We start from the raw sequence: 20,459 nt of genomic DNA on the forward strand, positions 1-20,459 counted from the left end.
AGGGCGATTTGGGCGAAAGCTGGCGTCGCTCAACAGCAGCAAAGCCAAAAGCGGTCATCGCCGAAGCATTACTCAGACGTCGCGTTTGGGCCGAAAGTGGACCGGCGGCTTCTTGGTGCGAGATGTGAGTGAGCCGGCGGTCTGCACGGCAAAGGGTTTGTCCTGATCTGGACCCAACGCAGTCAATTAGTGCTGCCAATATCTGGCGGTGGATGTTTTCTTTGCTCACGATGAGCGACGAATGTTCGGTAGGGCAGAGGAGGTGGGGAGGTAACGCAACGTCCCGTTAGCACGGCCGCCCGCTAGACTAACTCGCTGCCATCAGGACGGTACTCTCCGGCGACCACCGCAGCACCACTTCCTGGCCCTCCGCCAGCTTGTCAGCACCGGTGTTCTGCACGATGACTTTCAGCATCTGTCCGCCACGTTCGACGAAGTAGGTGCTGCTATTGCCGGCAAAGATGCGTTTCGACACTTCCCCCCGCAGCACGTTCGCATTGGCCGTATCCGGAGCCGCAGCATCGGTGAAGATGCGGATCCGTTCGGGCCGTACGGCGCAACTGGCCTTTGCACCAGGGGCAAGGTTGGCGCCAGATCCAGCGAAAATCGCCGTGCCGTCCGGCAGCCGGATGCCGTTGCCTGTGCTCTCGCCACGAAAAATGTTGGCATCGCCGAGGAAGGTGGCGGCAAACTCACTCTTCGGCCGATTGTACATCTCCTCGGGCGGGCCTTCCTGCACCAGCTTGCCGTCTCGCAGAATGCCGACGCGGTCGCTCATCGTCAGCGCTTCTTCCTGGTCGTGGGTGACGAAGATTGTGGTGATGCCGATCTCGCGTTGGATGCGCTTGAGCTCGAGCTGCATTCCGACGCGCAGCGCTTTGTCGAGAGCGCCGAGCGGCTCGTCGAGCAGAAGTACACGCGGCTTGGTGATGATGGCGCGAGCGAGCGCCACCCGTTGGCGCTGGCCGCCGGAGAGCTGGTGTGGCCGGCGACCACCGAGCTTGCCGAGTTGCACGAGGTCGAGCGCCCCCTGCACCGCGGCAGCAATCACTGCCTTGGGCTCGCCGCGCACGGACAAGCCGAAGGCGACATTGTCGGCGACGCTCATATTGGGAAACAGCGCGTAGTTCTGGAACACCATGCCGATGCGCCGTTTTTCGACCGGCACCCGCTCGACGCTCTCGCCTCCGATCGCAATGCGGCCAGAGTCGGGAAAGTCGAAGCCGGCGATCTGGCGCAGCAGCGTGGTCTTGCCGCTGCCGGAGGGACCGAGCAGGGCGTAGAAGCCGCCGTCGGCAAAATCGATGGAGACATCGTCCAGCGCCTTGTGCGCGCCAAAACTGCGCGACACATTCGATACCTGCACGCCCGCCATTATTTCTCTCCGCCGAATTTGAAGAAACGCGCCGTGAGCAGCATCAATGCCATCGACACGACAATGATGATCGTCGAGACCGCATTGATCTCAGGTGTGAATCCCTTACGGATCGCGGCGTAGATTTCGACCGGCAGCGTCGTTTGGCCGGGCGTCGACAGAAAGTAGGATACGACGAACTGGTCGAAGGACACGGCGAAAGCGAACAGCCCTCCGGCAATGACACCCGGCATGATCCAGGGCAGCGTGACGCGGTTCGTCACCTGCCATTGATTGGCGCCGAGCGAGCGCGCCGCCTCTTCCAACTCGGGCGCGAAGGTCTGCAGCCGGGCCGATACGACGACGATGACATAGGGCAGTGCAAGCGCGACGTGGCCGAGCAGGATGGCGAACAGACCGCGCCCGATGCCGACGCCGAAGAAGAAGATCAGCATCGCCGTGCCGGTAATCAGCCACGGAATGGCGATTGGCGGAAACAGCAGCGCCTGCAGGAATTTTTTGCCGCGAAACTCATAGCGGTAGAGCGCCAGTGACGCCGCGGAGCCAAGCACCACGCAAATGATGGTGGTGATGACCGCGATCTCGAGGCTGTTCCAGGTGGCTGAGATGAGCTGGTCGTTCTGCCACAGCGAGGCATACCATTCCGTCGTCCATTCGAACGGCAGCTGATAGAAGGGCGAAACGTTGAAAGACATCAGCGCCATGATGATGATGGGCACATAGAGGAAGGCGACCAATAGCCAGATGTAGAGGCGGCCGAGCCATTCGAGGACCCGTGTCGTCGCCATCACATAGCCCTCCTCAGCACCGGCGAGGCAACCGCCAGGATGACCAGCACGACGGCCAGCAGGATAAAGGAGAGCGCAGCACCCAGCGGCCAATTGAACACGGCGACGAACTGGTCCTCGATGACAGTGCCGTAAAAGGTGCCGGTACGGCCGCCAAGTATGCGCGGCTCCATGAACGAGCCAACGACCGGGACGAAGATGAGGGCCGCGCCAGCCACCAGCCCCGGCATCGACAGCGGAATGATGACCCGCTTCAGCATCTGCAGCCGCGATGCGCCGAGCGAGCGCCCGGCCTCGATCAGCGAGTCGTCGATGGCCTGTAGGGTCAGGTAGCAGGTCAGCACCATGTAAGGAACGTAGGAGTGCACTAGCCCGATGATGACAGCCGGATAGGAATACATCAGGTCGATATTGATCTTGAACGGCAGCACGGCGTTGAGCGCGGTATCGAGAATGCCCCCTTCGCGCAGCACCATCGCCCAGGAGAAGATGCGCACAAGCCCATTTGACCAGAACGGCAGGATGACGAGCAGGAAAATCGCTTCGCGGCTACGGCCTTTCAGCACCTTGGCTAGCACATAAGCGGCGGGATAACCGACGATGATGCACCACAGCGTCACTTCGAGGCCGAGGCGCAGCGAGGCGAGCAGAAGCGTCAGATAGAGGCTTTGCGAGAAGAAGGCGGTATAGTTTTCGAGCGTGAACGCCCACGGCTTGCCCGACAACGGCAGCTCGGTCGTGAGAGAGAAGAAGACCATGGCTGAGAGCGGCAGGAAGATCGCAACCGTCAGCCAGAGATAGGCAGGCGCCAGTAGCGGCAAGGCCGATCTCAGCCCGCTGCGCGACGCGGCTGCAACCTGTGCTGCCATGACATCCTCCCAGGGAAGGATCAGCCGACATATATGATCGGCTGATCCCGCTTTCTGCTGTTACTTCACGTTGACCTTGAGCTGCTGCCAGAGCGACAGATAGGCTTCGCGCTGGGCGTCTGTGATCGGCGCCTGGAACTGAATGCGCTTGGCAACTGCCGGGTCACCCATCACCTTGCGGTTGAACGCATCCTCGGGAAGTGCTTCCACGGCCTTGGTATTGGCAGATACCGGGGCTCCGACCTTGGTGACCCATTCGACATAGAACTTCGGGTCGACCATGTAGTTGATGAAGGCCTCGGCGCCGGCGACATTCTTGGAACTGGCGGGAATGGAGAAGGCGTCGAGCCAGGCGACAGCGCCCTCCTGCGGGATCACGAGCGAGACTGGCAGCTTGAAATGGGTCTTGGCGCGGTCGGCCGAGCCGCTCCAATAGGTGCCGATGTCGATCTGGTTAGAGGCAACCATCTGGTTCCAGTCGTTCTCCGAGCTCCAGAACGTCTTGATCTGCGGCATGAGCGAGGTGAGTTTCGCCTTGACCGCCTCCATGTCCTTGACATCGTTGATGTTCTGGCCGGTGGCAATGGCGCCGAACTGCACCGCCTCGACGGCATCGTCACGGATGGTGACGCGGCCCTTGTGGGCGGGATCCCACATTTCAGCGATGCTCGTTGGCGGCTTGTCGAAGGACTTGTCGTTGATGGCGAGCGCCGTCAGTCCCCAGACCCACGGTACCCCATAGACCTTGCCGTTATGGACAAGCATCGGCGAACTCGCCTTGTCCTTGCTGATGTCGGCATAGTTCGGCACCTTGGATGTGTCGATCGGCTGGATCAGCTTTTCCGCCATTGCCTGGTCGTTGAAGGCGGCGTTGATCATAACGACGTCGTAGAGGCCGGGATTGGTCCTGAGCTTGGTCAGCATTTCCTGTTCGGAATTGAAGAAGTCGTTGACGACCTTGTTGCCGGTCGCCTTCTCGAAGGCCTCGATGGCCCACGGCTCGTCGGCGCCGTAGCCCTTCCAGTTGAGTACGTGCACCTCGTCGGCGTTTGCGGCAAATGCAAGTGCGGAGGTGAGGACGGCGGTCGCCGTCAGCAGGGCAGTCAAGTCGGGCATGCGCATGTTCGTTCCTCTCTGTGTTTGCCCGCTTCCCGGGCTTGTCAGGCTGTCGGGCGTTTGGCCTCTTGCTTCTGGCCATGGAGGCCGATCTGCGGACCGCCATGGCTCAGGAATGTCTGGATCTCGTGGTCGGTCGGCGCTGATGAACCACCGTGGCGGGTGACGGCAATGGCCGCCGCCGCATTGGCGTAGTGCGCTGCCGCAAAAGGCGGCATGCCGCGCGCCAGCGCACTGACGAAAGCGCCGATATGGGTGTCGCCGGCGCCATTGGTGTCGAGGGCGGCGACCTCGAAGCCGGCAATCGTTTGCGCCGAGCCGTCGGCCAGCCGCACATGGCAGCCTTTCGCGCCAGCACGAATGACGACGCCAACGGCCTTAGGGGAGTGGTCACTTAGCAGCCGTGACGCGAGTGTCTCGACGGCGCCCGGACCGGCAATCGCGGCCGCTTCCGTCGTGTTGCAGCTCAACCAGGTAGTACGGGCGAGTATCCGCGACAGGATAGGGTGGGGAATGTCGGTGATGACAGGTGTCGGGTCGAGGACAAGCGGTGTGTCGGCCGGAAGCGCCTCGATCCAGTCGGTGAGCGCGTCGCGGCTCTTGGGATAGCTCAGCGTATAGCCTGACGTGAACACCCAGTCGTCTGCAGCGACCACCACGGGCGCCAGCATGTCGACGCTGAGCACGCTTTCAGCACCCGGCCAAGACACGAAAGTGCGTTCGGCATCGCTCGAGATCAAGGCGACGCAATGGCCGCTGTCCATCATGGGCGATGGCGGGGTCATAGTACTGATACCCTCGGCGTTGAAGGCGCTGCGCAGGAAGTCGCCATTGGGTCCGCTGCCGAGTTGGCCGCCGAACACCACCTTCATGCCGGTGCGGCTGGCCGCGACCATCATGTTGAAGCCGCCGCCGGCGACTCGTGCATAGCTCGACGCAGTCTTCTCCGTGCCCGGGGCCGGCAAGGCATCGATGCGGTAAACATAGTCGACCACCGCGCTGCCGACATGGACGAGACGCCCTCTCATGCCGCCACTGCCCTTGTCCACACGGCCCTTGGACATCCGCGCCACAACAAGGTCGGCGGCGAGCGCGCTAACCCCCGTCATGTCGATGCCCTTGAGGTTTGCAATGCGGTTCTGAGGCAATCGGGAAAAGCCGGTGCAGGCACCGGCCATGCCGGCCGCGATGGCGCCGATCGTATCGGTGTCGCCACCGAGATTGGCACTGATGACTGCCGCCTGCCAAGGGTCACCACCGGCGACTTCCAGCACTGCGAATGCAGCCGGAACCGACTCCTGGCTGGCGACGCCGGTGCCGACCAGATCGATGATCAGCCGGATCGCGTCCTTCGTCGCCTTGCCGCGCACAAGCTCCTGCGCCCAAGTAATGCGCGCAGCAATGTCACCGCCGGTCGCCCAATGGCCGAGCGTCGCCCCTCGTCTCGCTGCCGTGATGGCGTTGTCGGAAGCGGCACGCCAGTCACCGCCAGCGACGCCGCGGCTGATGGCGGCAGCGACCGCTGCGGCCGAAGCGATTGCGATCGACGTGTTGTGCGTCGCCATGCAGGTTTCGGCCACTTTGGCGACCAGCGCGTCAAGCGGCTCCAGCGGCATCATGATACCTACTGGCGCGATGCGCATGGCCGCACCATTTGTGTCGCCACTGCGCCCGGCTTCCTCGGCTGGTATACCATTGTTGATGGCGTCGATGGCGCGTTTGGTTGATGGTCCCAGCAGATCGTAGCTGCCGCGCGCCTTGACATCGCGTTCCCAGTCGAGCAGCGCGTTGACCCACCGCGCATGGTCGAACCGGTTACCGGATTCGACCAAGATACGGCCAAGCAGAAGCGCCTGTTCGGTGTCGTCGGTGATCGTTCCGGCCGGGAGCCCCTTCGACACCGGATGGTCGGCGAAAGGAGTAATGAAGCCTTCGATATGGCCGTAGAGTTCGGCAATCCGCGCCGGCGACAAAAGCTGCGTCGGCATGCCCAGCGCATCTCCCAGTGCCCCGCCGACAAGCGCTCCCATAGCCCGATCGGTCGTGTCCCGGGTGTCGTCGGGCATCTCTCAGAACCTCATATGCAGCGCAAAATGCGCCGGGTTGAGCAGGCTGGTCACATATTCGATCGGCCGGTCATCGGCCGCACGCGTCAACCGGCGACCGCGCAGGAACGGCGTGCCTTGCGGGCAGCCGAGGATTGCGGCATCGTCGGCGTTGAGCATTTCGATGCCCACCCATTCGTCGCCATGGTCGGGAATGAGGCCGGCGCCGCGCAGCGTCTGGTGCAGCGAGCCTTCGCGCAGGCCGCGCAACGGCACGTCCTCCAGTTCGGGCGACAATGGCAGTCGGCTGCGCTCGATGGAAATAGCGTGGCCGTCGCTGGCATTGGTGCGCACCCGGTCGACAGCGATGAAAAACGGGTTTTCTATACCAAGCAGCGCGGCAAGATCAGGATCCTCGATCACCTCAAGCCGCAGGGTGCGCGTCTCGGCATTGGCGCCGGCGTTGGCGAGCGCCCGCGACCAACCGATTGAGTCATCGACGGGGTTGCCATCGAAGGTGACGAAAGAGCCGATGCCGACCTTGGTGGTGATCAGTCCGCGGCTTGACAGTTCCTCGAGGCCCTTGCGAACGGTGTTACGGCTGACGGAGAAACGCTGGACGAGCTCGTTCTCGCTTTGCAACCGGTCGCCGAAGCCCAGAACACCGGAGCGGATTTCATGTTCGAGAACCGTGGCAATCTGTTCTGGCTTGCCCGTGCCGGGAGACAGTTGAACCGAACGCCGCTTCATTTGGATACCTGTTCAGTGAACCTGTATGATCATGTTCATTATCCTCACGCGGTGGTCTTGTCAACGACGACTGATATCTGGCCTGCAGCCGTGAAGGACGCTTTCAAATCCCATGACTATCTGACCGCACAGCGTTTCGGGTGAGGATCAGCGCCCCGATGATGGTGGAGCCGCCGCGGCCGCCGGAGATCGAGGTTCCGCCGCCGACGGCCGCGGGCACCGAAGGCAGCACCAGCGGTTCGGCGAGCGACAGCGACGGCGCCTTGATCAGGCCGATATAGAGCAGTGCGAGCCCGCTCGAGATGATGTAGGGCACGGTGATCGCCTGCCAGGCGCAGACGCCGGACAGGCGTGTTGCCCGTTCGTTGTCGCCGACCGCCGCCCGCGTCGCGGCGGCCGTCGCGTCCAGTGCCTCAGGGGCGCGCCGGCTTTGTTTCCGTGAATCTCGCTATGCCGCATTGCACAATCGCCTCGCCTGCGCAAAATGCGGCATGATCCGCAAATCCCTCACTGTCCTGGTGATCGATGAAAACCACATCCGCGCTTCCATAATCGAAGCGGGACTGCGGGAGGCCGGGCATCAGCAGGTCACGGTCATCCACGACGTCGCCGGCATAGCGCGGCGGATCGCCGAGATCGAACCCGACGTCATCGTCATCGATCTCGAAAATCCCAACCGCGACATGCTCGAAAACATGTTCCAGCTTTCGCGCGTGGTGAAGCGGCCGATCGCCATGTTCGTCGACCGCTCGGACCAGGCGTCGATCGAGGCAGCGGTGGAAGCCGGGGTGTCGGCCTATGTCGTCGACGGCCTGCGCCAGGAGCGGGTCAAGCCGATCCTCGACATGGCGATTAGCCGCTTCAACGCCTTCTCGCGCATGGCGCGCGAACTGGAAGAGGCCCGCAGCGAATTGGAGAGCCGCAAGGTGATCGATCGCGCCAAGGGCATCCTGATGAAGTCGCGCGGCCTGTCGGAGGACGCGGCCTACACGCTGCTGCGCAAGACAGCCATGAACCAGAACCGCAAGATCGCCGAAATCGCGCAGAGCCTGGTGACGGCGGCAGGGCTTCTGGATCCCGAGGAGAGTTGAGAATGGCGGCCGAGCACCGGATCAATGTTGGCTTCATGCCGCTCTTCGACAGCGCCATCCTTGTCGCGGCGAAGGAAATCGGCTTCGCCTTGCGTGAAGGCATCGACCTGACGCTCAACCGGGAAACGTCCTGGGCCAACATCCGCGACCGCATCGCCATCGGCCATTTCGACCTGGCGCATATGCTGGGGCCGATGCCGATCGCCTGCAATCTGGGGCTGACGCCGCTCGCCTCCGACACCGTCGTGCCGTTCTCGCTCGGCCTCGGCGGCAATTGCGTGACGGTTTCGAACGCCGTCTGGGCCGGCATGGCCGCGCACGGCGCCCAACCCGATCTCGATCCGGCGCGGGCCGGCAAGGCGTTGGGCGCGCTGATCCGGGAACGGGCGAATGGCGGCGGCGATCCGCTGCGCTTCGCCGTCGTCCATCCGCATTCCGGGCACAATTACGAACTGCGCTACTGGCTCGCCGCCTGCGGCATCGACCCGTCGCGTGAAATCGAAATCGTCATCGTGCCGCCGCCATTCATGGCCGACGCGCTCGCCGCCGGCAGGATCGACGGCTACTGCGTCGGCGAACCCTGGAACAGCGCCGCGGTCGTCGCCGGCACCGGGCATATCGCCACGGTCAAGGCGGCCATCTGGAAGACCAGCCCGGAGAAAGTCGTCGGCGTGCGCAAGGCATGGGCCGAAAGAGAGCCGGACACGCTTTCGGCTCTGCTGCGCGCGCTGCATCATGCGGCGCGCTGGTGCCAGGACCCGGCAAACCGTGGCGAACTCGCGGCCCTGATGGCGCAGCCGGCCTTTCTCGGCCTGGCGCCGGCGCTTCAGATGCCGATCCTCAGCGGGCATCTGGCGCTCGGCGGCGGCGCCGAACTGAGCGTCGGCGACTTCTTTCTGCCCTTCGACAAGGCGGCGAACTTCCCGTGGAAGAGTCATGCGCTGTGGTTCTACACGCAGATGGTGCGCTGGGGGCATGTCGCGCACACGCCGGAAAACCTCGCTATTGCCCGCGACTGCTACCGCCCCGATCTCTACCGCTCGGCGTTGAAGCCGCTTGGCGTGGCGCTTCCCGGTGCCAATGCCAAGGTCGAGGGCGCGCTGAAGGCCGCGACCCCAGTTGGTTCGGCGGGGGCAAGCCTGGTGCTCGGTCCCGATGGTTTCTTCGATGGCCAGATCTTCGATCCCGACGAGATCGACGCCTACATTGCCGGCCAGAAATTGGCGCGTGCTGAAGCCTGATCATTTCCGCGCCATTCTTGTGCACTGCACAAAAAATGTGCGTGCAACTGCGCTAATGAACAATCTTTGGCTTGCTCGCCCGGCGGGCCGGGGCGCCGACGATTTTGGCATGCGGTTGATCTCATTGATGTTTGTCATCCATTCCGAACCTGGCACGGTTCCTGCTTAGCAATAGGCAGACTCTTCTCGGAGTCACGGAATGCGCGTCCAATGGCGGGCGCTACAGGCAAAGCTGCCGCTCAGGTCAACACGCGATCCCGGATGGACGGACGCGCGCGGCCTGGCCGGCGGCTTTTTTGTTTTGGTCGAACACGCAATCGACGGCGCCGATCCCAAGCCGCGCCCAACCGGAGATGACGATGACGAAACGCATCAAGAGCCATTCCGCCCAAACGGCGATCAGCCGCCGCGATTTCCTGAGGATCAGCGCGGCCACCGCGGCAACGCTGGCCGCGGCGCGTGCGCTGCTGCCCTCCGGCGCCTATGCGGCTACCGCCGTACCGGAAGTCACGGGCGCCAAGCTCGGCTTCATCGCATTGACTGATGCAGCACCGTTGATGATCGCCAAGGAGAAAGGCCTGTTCGAGAAATTCGGCATGCCCGATGTCGAGGTGCTCAAGCAGGCCTCCTGGGGGGCGACGCGCGATAATCTGGTGCTCGGCGGCGAAGCCAACGGCATTGACGGCGCCCATATCCTGACGCCGATGCCTTATCTGATGCACACCGGCAAGGTGACGCAGAACAAGCAGCCGCTGCCGATGGCGATCGTGGCGCGCCTCAACTACGACTGCCAGGGCATTTCCGTTGCCCAGGAATATGCCGCCACCGGCGTCGCCCTCGACGCCTCCAGGCTGAAGGATGCCTTCGCTGCCAAGCAGGCCGCTGGCAAGGAGGTCAAGGCCGCCATGACCTTCCCGGGCGGCACGCACGACCTCTGGCTGCGCTACTGGCTGGCCGCCGGCGGCATCGATCCCGACAAGGACGTCTCGACCATCGTCGTGCCGCCGCCGCAGATGGTTGCCAACATGAAGGTCGGCAACATGGACGTGTTCTGTGTCGGCGAGCCGTGGAACGAGCAGCTCGTCCACCAGGGCGTCGGCTTCACCGCCGCTACCACTGGCGAGCTATGGAAGGGCCATCCGGAAAAGGCGCTCGGCCTGCGCGCCGCCTTCATCGACAAGTATCCGAACGCCACTAAGGCGATCCTGATGGCCGTCATGGAAGCCCAGCAATGGTGCGAAGCCAAGGAAAACAAGGACGAGATGGCCGCCATCATCGGCAAGCGGCAATGGATGAACGTGCCGACCGCCGACATCATCGGCCGCCTCAAGGGCGACATCAATTACGGCAATGGCCGCGTCGCCAACGGCACAGATCTCTACATGAAGTTCTGGCAGGGCGGCGTGTCCTATCCCTTCAAGAGCCACGACAGCTGGTTCCTCGCCGAAAACATCCGCTGGGGCAAGTTCGCGCCGACCACCGACATCAAGGCGCTGGTCGCCCAGGTCAATCGCGAGGATCTGTGGCGCGAAGCGGCCAAGGATCTTGGTGTCGCCGCGGCCGATATCCCGGCGTCTTCATCGCGCGGCGTCGAGACCTTCTTCGACGGCAAGGTGTTCGATCCGGAGAACCCGTCCGCCTATCTCGACAGCCTGAAGATCAAGGCATCGGCCTGAACGGCGCAAACGGCGCTCGCGCCGTTTGTCGCCGCAAGCGCAACGGCGCCCTTGTCGCCAAATGCCAAAGGAACGTTCGAGAAATGTCTATCCAAGCCATCAAGGACCGCAAGGTGAAGCCGTTCCCCGCGCCTTCCAAGCCCGCCGAAATCATCGCCTTCACCGTCAGGGCGCGGCGTCGCTTCGACCCGGCCGCAATCACAGGCAAGCTGGCCAGCACGCTGGTGCCGCCGGTCATCGTCGTCGCCATCATGCTCGTCGTCTGGCAGGTCGCCTGTTCGTCGCCGACGGCCAGCCTACCGCCGCCAAGCCAGGTCTGGAACGAGGCCTATGACCTGATCGCCCATCCGTTCTTCAACAATGGCCCGCAGGACATTGGGCTCGCCTGGCGGGTGCTGATCTCGCTGCAGCGCGTCGCCATCGGCTTTGGCCTTGCGGCGGTCGTCGGCGTCGCGCTCGGCGCTCTGGTCGGCCAGTCGATCTGGGCGATGCGCGGCCTTGATCCGGTGTTCCAGATCCTGCGCACGGTACCGCCGCTCGCCTGGCTGCCGCTTTCGCTGGCGGCGTTCCGCGATTCCAGCCCGTCGGCGATCTTCGTCATCTTCATCACCTCGATCTGGCCGGTGATCATCAACACCGCCGTCGGCGTCCGCAACATTCCAGAGGACTATCGCAACGTCTCCCGCATCCTCAGGCTCAACCAGCTCGAATTCTTCGTGAAGATCATGGTGCCGGCCGCGGCACCTTACATCTTCACCGGCTTGCGCATCGGCATCGGTCTGTCCTGGCTTGCCATCGTCGCCGCCGAAATGCTGACCGGCGGCGTCGGTATCGGCTTCTTCATCTGGGATGCCTGGAATTCGTCGCGGCTGCCCGACATCATCGTCGCACTCGCCTATATCGGCGTCACCGGCTTTTGCCTCGACCGCCTGGTCGCGGCGATCGGCGTCTTCGTCACCCGCGGCACAACGGCAAAGTGAGGAGAGGGACGATGACGGCCTATCTGAAACTCGACCATATCGATAAATCCTTCATGCGCGGCGGCCAGGTCAGCGACGTCCTGAAGGACATAAGACTGACCATCGACAAGGGCGAATTCGTCTCGATCATCGGCCATTCCGGCTGCGGCAAGTCGACCTTGCTCAATCTAATCGCCGGGCTGACCAAGGTCTCCGCCGGCGCGGTTCTGTTGGAAGACAAGGAGGTCGACAGCCCCGGTCCCGAACGCGCCGTGGTGTTCCAGAATCACAGCCTGCTGCCATGGCTCACCGTCTACGAAAACATCAACCTCGCGGTATCCAAGGTCTTCGGCGGCAAAAAGAGCCGGGCCGAACGGCATGACTGGATCATGCGCAATCTCGATCTCGTGCAGATGGCGCATGCGAAAGACAAGCGCCCAGCGGAGATTTCGGGCGGCATGAAGCAGCGCGTCGGCATTGCGCGCGCGCTCGCGATGGAGCCGAAGATTCTTTTGCTCGACGAGCCGTTCGGGGCGCTCGACGCGCTGACCCGTGCGCATCTGCAGGACGCGGTGATGGATATCCATTCGAAGCTCGGCTCGACGACGATCATGATCACTCACGATGTCGACGAGGCGGTGCTATTGTCCGACCGCATCGTCATGATGACCAACGGGCCGGCGGCCACCATCGGCGAGGTTCTTCCCGTGCCACTGGCCCGGCCGCGTCGGCGCATCGAGCTTTCCTCCGACCGCACCTTCCTGCGCTGCCGCGAGGCGGTGCTGAAATTCCTCTACGAACGTCACCGCTTCGTCGAAGCCGCGGAGTGAGGCCATAACGGGAAAACGGGTCATCATCATCGGAAATCTGCATCGGCAATGGGCAATCTACCGCATTGCACAAATATTATGCTGCTATGCAAGGCATTTTGACTAATCTTTGATCCGCTGCCGAGCTTGGTCAAAGTCGCGCGGCTGCGGTTCATATTGATTTCATTCGCTAATTAAGAGCGCTGTCGAATTGGCACGCTTCCTGCTTTCCAAAATGTAGGGCCCGCAAGGGCCAAGTGACACGGCGTCCAATGGCGGGCGCCACAGGCAAAGCTGCCGCTCAGGTCCACACGCGCTCCCGGAATCCCGGACGCGAAGACCTGGCCGGCGGCTTTTTTGTTTTGACGCAATCGACGGCGCTGGTCCCAAGCGGCGCCAACCGGAGACGACGATGACGAAACGGATCGGAACTGGCGCGTGCCTGACGGAATTCACGCGCCGCCATTTTTCTGGCCAGCAACGCGCTGTTCACCGCCGCGCTCGTCCTCTTTCCCGCTGGCGCCAAGACTGACGGCAAAGGTTTCGAAGTGACCGTGCACAGCTCGGTTTCAACCAGTTCGCCGATGCCGCGCCGCTGACAGTCGCGAACGAACAGCCAAGGGCGGTGCCGCCCCCCACGCCGCAAACCGGAGCCAGAAAATGACCGCAAATCTCCCTGCCGCGCCCAGCCAGGACACTGCTCCCCGGCAGGCGCTTCTGATGTCCACCATCGCCTTCACCGTCTGCTTCGCGGTGTGGACGATCTTTTCAATCATCGGCGTGCGCATAAAGCAGGAACTGGGGCTGAACGAGACGGAGTTCGGCCTGCTCGTCGGCACGCCGATCCTCACCGGCTCGCTTGTGCGCATGGTGCTCGGTGTCTGGACCGACCGTTTTGGCGGTCGGCTGGTATACACCGCGACCATGCTTGCGGCGGCAGTCGCGACCTTCCTGCTCGCGTTTGCGCACACCTACGGGCAGATGCTGGCCGCTGCGCTAGGCGTTGGGCTCGCCGGCGGTTCCTTCGCCGTCGGTGTCGCCTATGTCTCGCGCTTCTTCCCGGCCGGCAAGCAGGGTACGGCGCTTGGCATTTTCGGCGTCGGCAATGTCGGTGCCGCGGTCACCAAGTTCCTGGCACCGTTCGTGCTTCTCTCCTGGGGCTGGCAGTCGGTCGCGCTGATCTGGGCGGCAGCACTTGTCGTCATGGCCGCCGTCTTCTGGTTCACGACCGGCGACGATCCGGTCATTCGCGAGCGCCGCGACGGCAAGGCTGCACCCGCGAGAAGCTTCTTGCAGGAATTCGCGCCGCTCAAGAACCTGCAGGTCTGGCGTTTCGCCTTGTATTATTTCTTCGCTTTCGGTGCATTCGTGGCGCTGTCGCTGTGGCTGCCCCGCTACCTGATCGGCGTCTACGGCTTCGGACTTGCGACCGCCGGCATGATCGGCGCGGCCTATTCAATTCCGGCAAGTATTTTCCGCGCCTATGGCGGCGTGCTTTCCGACCGGATCGGCGCCCGCACCGTGCTCTACTGCACCTTCGCTGTCAGTGCCGTCGCGACTCTCGTTCTGTCTCTCCCCTCGGCAGACTACGTCGTGCGCGGTATCAGCGGGCCGATCGCCTTCCATTTCGAGATCGGCCCGCTCGCCTTCATAGCCGTGGCCTGTGTGCTCGGCTTCTTCATGAGCCTTGGCAAGGCCGCCGTCTACAAGCACATCCCGGCTTATTATCCGCAGAGTGTCGGCGCGGTCGGCGGCGTTGTCGGCATGATTGGCGGGCTCGGCGGCTTTATCCTGCCAATCGCCTTCGGCGTGCTCAACGACCTCACCGGCGTCTGGTCGAGCTGCTTCATGCTGCTCTTCGTCATCGTCGCCACCTGCTTTGCCTGGATGCATTTTTCCATCCGGCGGATGGAGCGCACGGCGTCTCACGAAGCTTCAGGCCTTTCCTACGCGGCTGAGTGAGACCGGAGTGGATCAGGACATGACCGAGAAACTCGTTATCATCGGCAACGGCATGGCCCCCGGGCGCATGCTGGAGCACCTCATGGAAAAGGCGCCTGGGCGCTACCAGGTCACCATCTTCAACGCCGAGCCGCGCGTGAACTACGACCGCATCATGCTGTCGCCGGTTCTGTCGGGCGAAAAGGCCTATGAGGAGATCATCATCCATGGCGACGGCTGGTACATCAAGCACGGCATCACCCTCTACAAGGGCCACAAGATCGTCGCCATCGACCGGCAGGCAAAGACCGTCACCTCCGATCATGGCGTGACCGAGCCTTATGACAAACTCGTCATCGCCACCGGCTCGGTGCCGTTTATCATTCCGGTGCCCGGCCATGACCTGCCGGGCGTGCTCACCTATCGCGATCTGGACGACGTCCGGGCCATGATGCTTGCCGCCCAGTCGCGGGCCAAGGCTGTCGTCATTGGGGGCGGCCTGCTTGGGCTCGAGGCGGCAGCGGGCTTGAACGCGCAAGGTATGGACGTCACCGTGCTGCATGTCATGCCGACGCTGATGGAGCGTCAGCTCGATCCGGCCGCCGGCTATCTCCTGCAGCGCGCAGTCGAGCAGCGCGGCATCAAGGTCATCACCAAAGCCAACACCCAGGCGATTACCGGCAACGGCAAGGTCGAGCGGGTGGAGCTTGCCGACGGCACCATCATCCCGGCGACGCTTGTCGTCATGGCGGTGGGCATCAGGCCGAATGCGGCGCTGGCCAAGGAAGCCGGCATTGCCATCAATCGCGGCATTGTCGTCGACGCAGGCATGCGCAGCAACGATCCCGACATCTATGCAATCGGCGAATGCGCCGAGGTCAACGGCCAGGTCTACGGGCTGGTCGCGCCGCTCTACGAGATGGCGCGCGTCGCTGCCAGCCAGCTGGCTGGTAACGAGGCGGCAGCTTTCGTCCATATGGACACGCCGACCAAGCTCAAGGTCACCGGCATCGACCTGTTCTCGCTCGGCGACTTCGCCGAGGGCGAGGATCGCCAGGAGATCGTGCTGCGCGATGCCGCAGCCGGCGTCTACAAGCGCCTGGTGCTCAAGGACGACCGCATCATCGGCACCGTGCTCTATGGCGAGACAGCGGACGGCGCCTGGTTCAACGACCTCAAGAAGAAGCAGACCGACATATCCGAGATGCGTGACACGCTCATCTTCGGCCAGTCCTACCAGGGAGGCGCCCCCCTGGACCCTATGGCGGCCGTTGCAGCCTTGCCGGATGATGCGGAAATCTGCGGTTGCAACGGCGTATGCAAGGGAAAGATCACCGGCGCGATCACGGCCAAGGGCTTGACCTCGCTCGACGATGTGCGCGCCCACACCAAGGCGTCGGCGTCCTGCGGTTCCTGCACCGGGCTGGTCGAAAAGCTCATGGTGCTGACCATCGGCGACAAATACAACCCCGCGGCGGTCCAGCCGATGTGCAGCTGTACCTCGCTTGGCCATGACGAGGTCCGCCGGCTGATCAAGGCCAAGGGCCTGAAGACCATTCCCGCCGTCATGCAGGAGCTGGAGTGGAAGACCTCTTGCGGCTGCGCCAAATGCCGGCCGGCGCTCAACTATTATCTCGTCTGCGACTGGCCCGACGAATACGCCGACGATTACCAGTCGCGCTTCATCAACGAGCGCGTCCACGCCAACATCCAGAAGGACGGCACCTATTCGGTAGTGCCGCGCATGTGGGGCGGCGTCACCAACGCCGCCGAATTGCGCGCCATCGCCGATGTCGTCGACAAGTTCGACATTCCGATGGTCAAGGTCACCGGCGGCCAGCGCATTGACATGCTCGGCATCCGCAAGGAAGACCTGCCGGCAGTGTGGGCCGATCTCGGTCAGGCCGGCTTCGTCTCCGGCCACGCCTATGCCAAGGGACTGCGCACGGTGAAGACCTGCGTCGGCTCGGACTGGTGCCGCTTCGGCACGCAGGATTCGACCGGCTTGGGCATCCGTATCGAAAAATTCATGTGGGGCTCTTGGACGCCGGCCAAGGTCAAGATGGCGGTGTCGGGCTGTCCCCGAAACTGTGCCGAGGCGACCTGCAAGGATGTCGGCGTGATCTGCGTCGACAGCGGCTATGAGATCCATTTCGCCGGCGCCGCCGGCCTCGACATCAAGGGCACCGAAGTGCTTGGCCTGGTCAAGACCGAGGACGAGGCGCTGGAGCATATCGTGGCGCTGACGCAGATGTATCGCGAGCAGGGCCGCTATCTCGAGCGCATCTACAAATGGGCCAAGCGCATCGGCATCGCCGAGATCAAGCGTCAGATCATGGACGATGGCGAGAAGCGCAAGGCCTATTTCGACCGCTTCGTCTTTTCGCAGAAATTCGCCCAGGTCGACCCGTGGTCGGAACGCGTTTCCGGCAAGGACAAGCATGAATTCCGGCCGCTGGCTTCGGTCGGCTTTGCACAGGCGGCGGAGTAGGCGCGTGTTCCCGAAAAGTGGAACGCGGTTTTCGGACAAGAACAACGCGCAAAGAGGAATGGCCATATGAATTGGGTATCGATCGGCTCCCTGTCTGACATTCCGCGTCGCGGTGCGCGCTGCGTCGCAACGCCCGAAGGCAAGATCGCCGTCTTTCGTACGGCCGACGATCAGGTCTTTGCCATCGATGACCATTGCCCGCACAAAGGTGGGCCGCTCAGCCAGGGCATCGTCCATGGCACGGCGGTGACCTGTCCCTTGCACAATTGGGTGATCTCGCTGGAGACAGGCAAGGCGCTTGGCGCCGACGAGGGCGCGGTGCGCACCATCGCGGTGCGGATCGACGGCGAGCGGCTGTTCATTGCGCTGGAAGCGCTGGCCAGCCGCGCGGCGTGAACCATGCAGATTGATGAAGCGCGCGAGGTGAGGACCACCTGCCCCTATTGTGGGGTGGGTTGCGGCGTGCTGGCGAAGGTCGCCGCGGACGGTGAAATAACCGTTCGTGGCGACCCGGACCACCCGGCGAATTTCGGCCGGCTCTGCTCCAAAGGCTCGGCGCTGGCCGAGACCACCGATCTCGAAGGCAGGCTGCTTCATCCGGAAATACACGGTCGCCGCACCGGCTGGGACGAAGCGCTCAACCTTGTCGCTTCGACCTTCTCGCAAACCATTGCCGAACACGGGCCCAACGCGGTCGCCCTCTACGTCTCCGGCCAGTTGCTGACCGAGGACTATTACGTCGCCAACAAGCTGATGAAAGGTTTCATCGGCTCGGCCAATATCGACACCAATTCGCGCCTGTGCATGGCATCGTCCGTTGCCGGCCACCGCCGCGCCTTTGGCTCGGACACCGTTCCGGGAAATTACGAGGATCTGGAACTTGCCGACCTGATCGTGCTGGTCGGCTCCAATCTCGCCTGGTGCCATCCGGTGCTCTACCAGCGCATTGCCGCCGCCCGGGAAAAGCGGCCCGAGATGAAGGTGGTGCTGATCGACCCACGCCGCACCATGACGTCAGACATCGCCGACATGCATCTGGCGATCGCGCCCGATGGCGACGTCGCTTTGTTCACCAGCCTGCTTGCCTACCTCGGCCAGCACAACGCGTTGGACCGCACCTATATCACGGCACACACGACCGGCTTCGGGCAAGCGCTTTTCGCCGCCTCGGCGCTGGACCTGGCCGGCATCGCCGCGGCCACCGGCCTTGGCGAGGACGAACTGGCCCGCTTCTACAGTCTGTTTGCCGCGACGGCGAAGACGGTGACCGTCTACAGCCAGGGCGTGAACCAGTCGTCTTCGGGCACCGACAAGGTCAACGCCATCATCAACTGCCATCTAGCCACCGGCCGCATCGGCAAGCCCGGCGCCGGGCCATTCTCGGTGACCGGCCAGCCCAACGCCATGGGCGGCCGTGAGGTCGGCGGCATGGCCAACATGCTGGCCGCCCACATGGAGATCGAAAACCCCGAGCACCGGAACCGCGTGCAGCGCTTCTGGCACGCGCCGGCCGTCGCCGAAAAACCCGGCCTGAAAGCGGTCGAGATGTTCGACGCGGTGGCCGACGGACGCATCAAGGCGCTGTGGATTATGGCGACCAACCCAGTCGATTCGATGCCGGATGCCGATGCCGTCGAAGCGGCGATCAAGGCCTGCCCGTTTGTCGTGGTGTCGGACGTGCTGGGCGAGACCGACACGGTCCGCCACGCCCATGTCCGGCTGCCGGCGGCGGCATGGGGCGAGAAGGACGGCACCGTCACCAATTCGGAACGCCGCATCTCGCGCCAGCGCGCCTTTTTGGTTACGCCCGGCGAGGCAAGAGCCGACTGGTGGATCATCGCCGAAGTGGCCAAGCGGATGGGTTTTGGCGAGGCGTTTTCGCATGTGTCGCCGGCCGACATCTTCGCCGAGCACGCGGCGTTGTCGGCATTCGAGAATGATAGTGCTCGCGATTTCGACATCGGCGCTTATGCCGATGTGGATGCAGAGACCTATGAGGAGTTGGCGCCATTCCAGTGGCCAGCGCCGAGCCAAGCCACCCCCCTCTGGCCTGCCGGCCATCTCCCCCGGAAGGGGGGAGATCGGCTATCATCACGGCCTTCGCTAATCTCCAATGCCGCAAGGGGAGAGCCGGCGCCAAAGCTGCCAATCTCCCCCCTTGCGGGGGAGATGGCCGGCAGGCCAGAGGGGGGTGCTCAGGCTGAAAGTGAAAAAGACTTGGGGGTTCAGGCAAGACGAGCCTCACTTACCACCCGCTTCTTCGCCAACGGCAGCTTCTACACGCCCGACCGCAGGGCGCGCTTCATTGCTATCCGCCCAGCCGCACAAACCCGCACCAGCCCGGACTACCCGCTAGTGCTCAACACCGGGCGCGTGCGCGACCATTGGCACACCATGACGCGGACCGGCAAGAGCCCGCGCTTGTCGCAGCACATGGCCGAACCGTTCGTCGAAATCCACCCGTCGGATGCGCAGCACTTCGGCATCGGCGATGCCGAGATCGTCCGCGTCTCGACTGCCCATGGCGAGGTGCTGGTCCGCGCCCTGGTGACGGCGCGTCAACGCCAAGGCTCTGTATTCGTACCGATGCACTGGACCGATCAGTTCTCCGCCCGCGCGCGTGTCGATGCGTTGGTCGCGCCGACGACCGATGCGATTTCAGGCCAACCGGCCTCAAAGAATGTTGCCGCTCGCATCGAGCGGTTCGCCGCCACAGCCTTCGGCTTCGCCGTGCTTGCCGAACGGCCCGCATCGATCGACGCCGATTACTGGAGCCTCGCCCGCAGCCCCGCCGGCTGGCGGCTTGAAATTGCGCTGCAGGACAGCCGCGACTGGACCGGGTTGGCCGCCGCGCTGTTAGGCATGGAAGGCGAGACGCTCGCCTATCACGACATCGCCGGCGGGCACCATCGCTTCGCCCGTTTCGCAGGCAATCGGCTGGTCGGCGCGCTCTATCTTGCGCCTACGCCGGTAGCGGTGTCGCGCGGCTGGGCGGTCGAACAACTTGGTGCTGATCATGCCGATCGGCAGGCGCGACTGGCGATTGTCGCCGGGCGCCCGGGCGGCAACGGCGTCGACCGCGGTGCCATCGTCTGCGCCTGTTTCGGGGTCGGTGCCAACCAGATCGCGGAAGCGGTACGCGGCGGCTGTACCAGCGTCGCGGCAATCGGCGCCGCCCTTCACGCCGGCACCAATTGCGGCTCTTGCCGCGCCGAGATCAAGACCATTATCGACGGGCGGCGTCTGCAAGCTGCGGAGTGATGCGCCGAGGAACTCTGCCGCGCCGCTGCATGCTGCATGATGCTTAC

Annotated in this window: 16 protein-coding genes and 2 pseudogenes; 9 read left to right on the top strand and 9 right to left on the bottom strand. The window is 63.5% G+C overall.

What is annotated here, in order from left to right; all coding sequences use genetic code 11:
• Window positions 1–307 precede the first annotated feature (307 nt).
• The 8 genes and pseudogenes from NKH50_RS09225 to NKH50_RS09260 form a co-directional block, all read right to left on the bottom strand.
• Complete coding sequence (locus NKH50_RS09225) at window positions 308–1,375, bottom strand: ABC transporter ATP-binding protein (RefSeq protein ID WP_352878136.1); 1,068 nt, start codon at window positions 1,373–1,375, stop codon at window positions 308–310.
• The gene (locus NKH50_RS09230; RefSeq protein ID WP_352878139.1) at window positions 1,375–2,163 is read right to left on the bottom strand and encodes an ABC transporter permease; all 789 of its coding nucleotides are present in this window, start codon (window positions 2,161–2,163) and stop codon (window positions 1,375–1,377) included. Before NKH50_RS09230 ends, NKH50_RS09225 begins: the two co-directional genes overlap by 1 nt.
• Window positions 2,163–3,032, bottom strand: a complete 870-nt coding sequence (locus NKH50_RS09235) for an ABC transporter permease (RefSeq protein WP_352702522.1) — start codon at window positions 3,030–3,032, stop codon at window positions 2,163–2,165. The genes NKH50_RS09230 and NKH50_RS09235 overlap by 1 nt, the downstream gene beginning before the upstream one ends.
• 60 nt (window positions 3,033–3,092) lie before the next feature.
• On the bottom strand, window positions 3,093–4,154 hold the full coding sequence (locus NKH50_RS09240; protein ID WP_352878142.1) for an ABC transporter substrate-binding protein: 1,062 nt from the start codon (window positions 4,152–4,154) through the stop codon (window positions 3,093–3,095).
• Window positions 4,155–4,192: 38 nt separating this feature from the next.
• A complete protein-coding gene (locus NKH50_RS09245) occupies window positions 4,193–5,176 on the bottom strand; it encodes a PfkB family carbohydrate kinase (protein ID WP_352878554.1) in 984 nt (327 codons plus the stop codon).
• A gap of 27 nt (window positions 5,177–5,203) precedes the next feature.
• Window positions 5,204–6,214, bottom strand: a pseudogene (locus NKH50_RS09250) (ADP-ribosylglycohydrolase family protein); the annotation flags it as partial.
• A gap of 3 nt (window positions 6,215–6,217) precedes the next feature.
• Window positions 6,218–6,943 carry a GntR family transcriptional regulator gene (locus tag NKH50_RS09255; RefSeq protein WP_352702513.1) on the bottom strand — a complete coding sequence of 242 codons (726 nt, stop codon included), beginning with the start codon at window positions 6,941–6,943 and terminating at the stop codon, window positions 6,218–6,220.
• 139 nt (window positions 6,944–7,082) lie between these two features.
• Window positions 7,083–7,322, bottom strand: a pseudogene (locus NKH50_RS09260) (ABC transporter permease); the annotation flags it as partial.
• A 112-nt stretch (window positions 7,323–7,434) separates the two neighbouring features.
• Here NKH50_RS09260 and NKH50_RS09265 point away from each other — a divergent pair.
• Together NKH50_RS09265 and NKH50_RS09270 are read left to right on the top strand one after the other, a co-directional pair.
• Window positions 7,435–8,034: an ANTAR domain-containing response regulator gene (locus NKH50_RS09265; RefSeq protein ID WP_023676288.1), complete on the top strand. Its 600-nt coding sequence runs from the start codon at window positions 7,435–7,437 to the stop codon at window positions 8,032–8,034.
• Between the two features lie 2 nt (window positions 8,035–8,036).
• Window positions 8,037–9,275 (top strand): CmpA/NrtA family ABC transporter substrate-binding protein, encoded by a 1,239-nt coding sequence (locus NKH50_RS09270; RefSeq protein WP_352878146.1) that lies wholly within the window; start codon window positions 8,037–8,039, stop codon window positions 9,273–9,275.
• Between the two features lie 244 nt (window positions 9,276–9,519).
• Here the strand turns inward: NKH50_RS09270 and NKH50_RS09275 are convergent, their stop codons facing one another.
• Entirely contained in the window at window positions 9,520–9,648 is a 129-nt protein-coding gene (locus NKH50_RS09275; protein ID WP_280952097.1) for a hypothetical protein, read from the bottom strand.
• Between NKH50_RS09275 and NKH50_RS09280 the strand changes: the two genes are divergently transcribed.
• The 7 genes from NKH50_RS09280 to NKH50_RS09310 all read left to right on the top strand — a co-directional run bounded on the left by NKH50_RS09280 (window position 9,635) and on the right by NKH50_RS09310 (window position 20,412).
• The gene (locus NKH50_RS09280) at window positions 9,635–10,951 is read left to right on the top strand and encodes a CmpA/NrtA family ABC transporter substrate-binding protein (protein WP_352506993.1); all 1,317 of its coding nucleotides are present in this window, start codon (window positions 9,635–9,637) and stop codon (window positions 10,949–10,951) included. The genes NKH50_RS09275 and NKH50_RS09280 overlap by 14 nt on opposite strands.
• Before the next feature lie 83 nt (window positions 10,952–11,034).
• Complete coding sequence (ntrB, locus tag NKH50_RS09285; protein WP_352878150.1) at window positions 11,035–11,931, top strand: nitrate ABC transporter permease; 897 nt, start codon at window positions 11,035–11,037, stop codon at window positions 11,929–11,931.
• Between the two features lie 11 nt (window positions 11,932–11,942).
• Complete coding sequence (locus tag NKH50_RS09290; RefSeq protein ID WP_352878153.1) at window positions 11,943–12,740, top strand: ABC transporter ATP-binding protein; 798 nt, start codon at window positions 11,943–11,945, stop codon at window positions 12,738–12,740.
• Between the two features lie 639 nt (window positions 12,741–13,379).
• On the top strand, window positions 13,380–14,681 hold the full coding sequence (locus tag NKH50_RS09295; protein WP_352878156.1) for an MFS transporter: 1,302 nt from the start codon (window positions 13,380–13,382) through the stop codon (window positions 14,679–14,681).
• 19 nt (window positions 14,682–14,700) lie between these two features.
• The gene (gene nirB / locus NKH50_RS09300; protein WP_352878159.1) at window positions 14,701–17,151 is read left to right on the top strand and encodes a nitrite reductase large subunit NirB; all 2,451 of its coding nucleotides are present in this window, start codon (window positions 14,701–14,703) and stop codon (window positions 17,149–17,151) included.
• Window positions 17,152–17,217: 66 nt separating this feature from the next.
• Window positions 17,218–17,547, top strand: coding sequence for a nitrite reductase small subunit NirD (gene nirD, locus NKH50_RS09305; protein WP_254816082.1), 330 nt, complete (start codon window positions 17,218–17,220; stop codon window positions 17,545–17,547).
• Window positions 17,548–17,550: 3 nt separating this feature from the next.
• Entirely contained in the window at window positions 17,551–20,412 is a 2,862-nt protein-coding gene (locus NKH50_RS09310; RefSeq protein ID WP_352878162.1) for a nitrate reductase, read from the top strand.
• Window positions 20,413–20,459: the final 47 nt, after the last annotated feature.

This window comes from Mesorhizobium sp. M1027, assembly GCF_040318745.1.
Classification (GTDB): domain Bacteria; phylum Pseudomonadota; class Alphaproteobacteria; order Rhizobiales; family Rhizobiaceae; genus Mesorhizobium.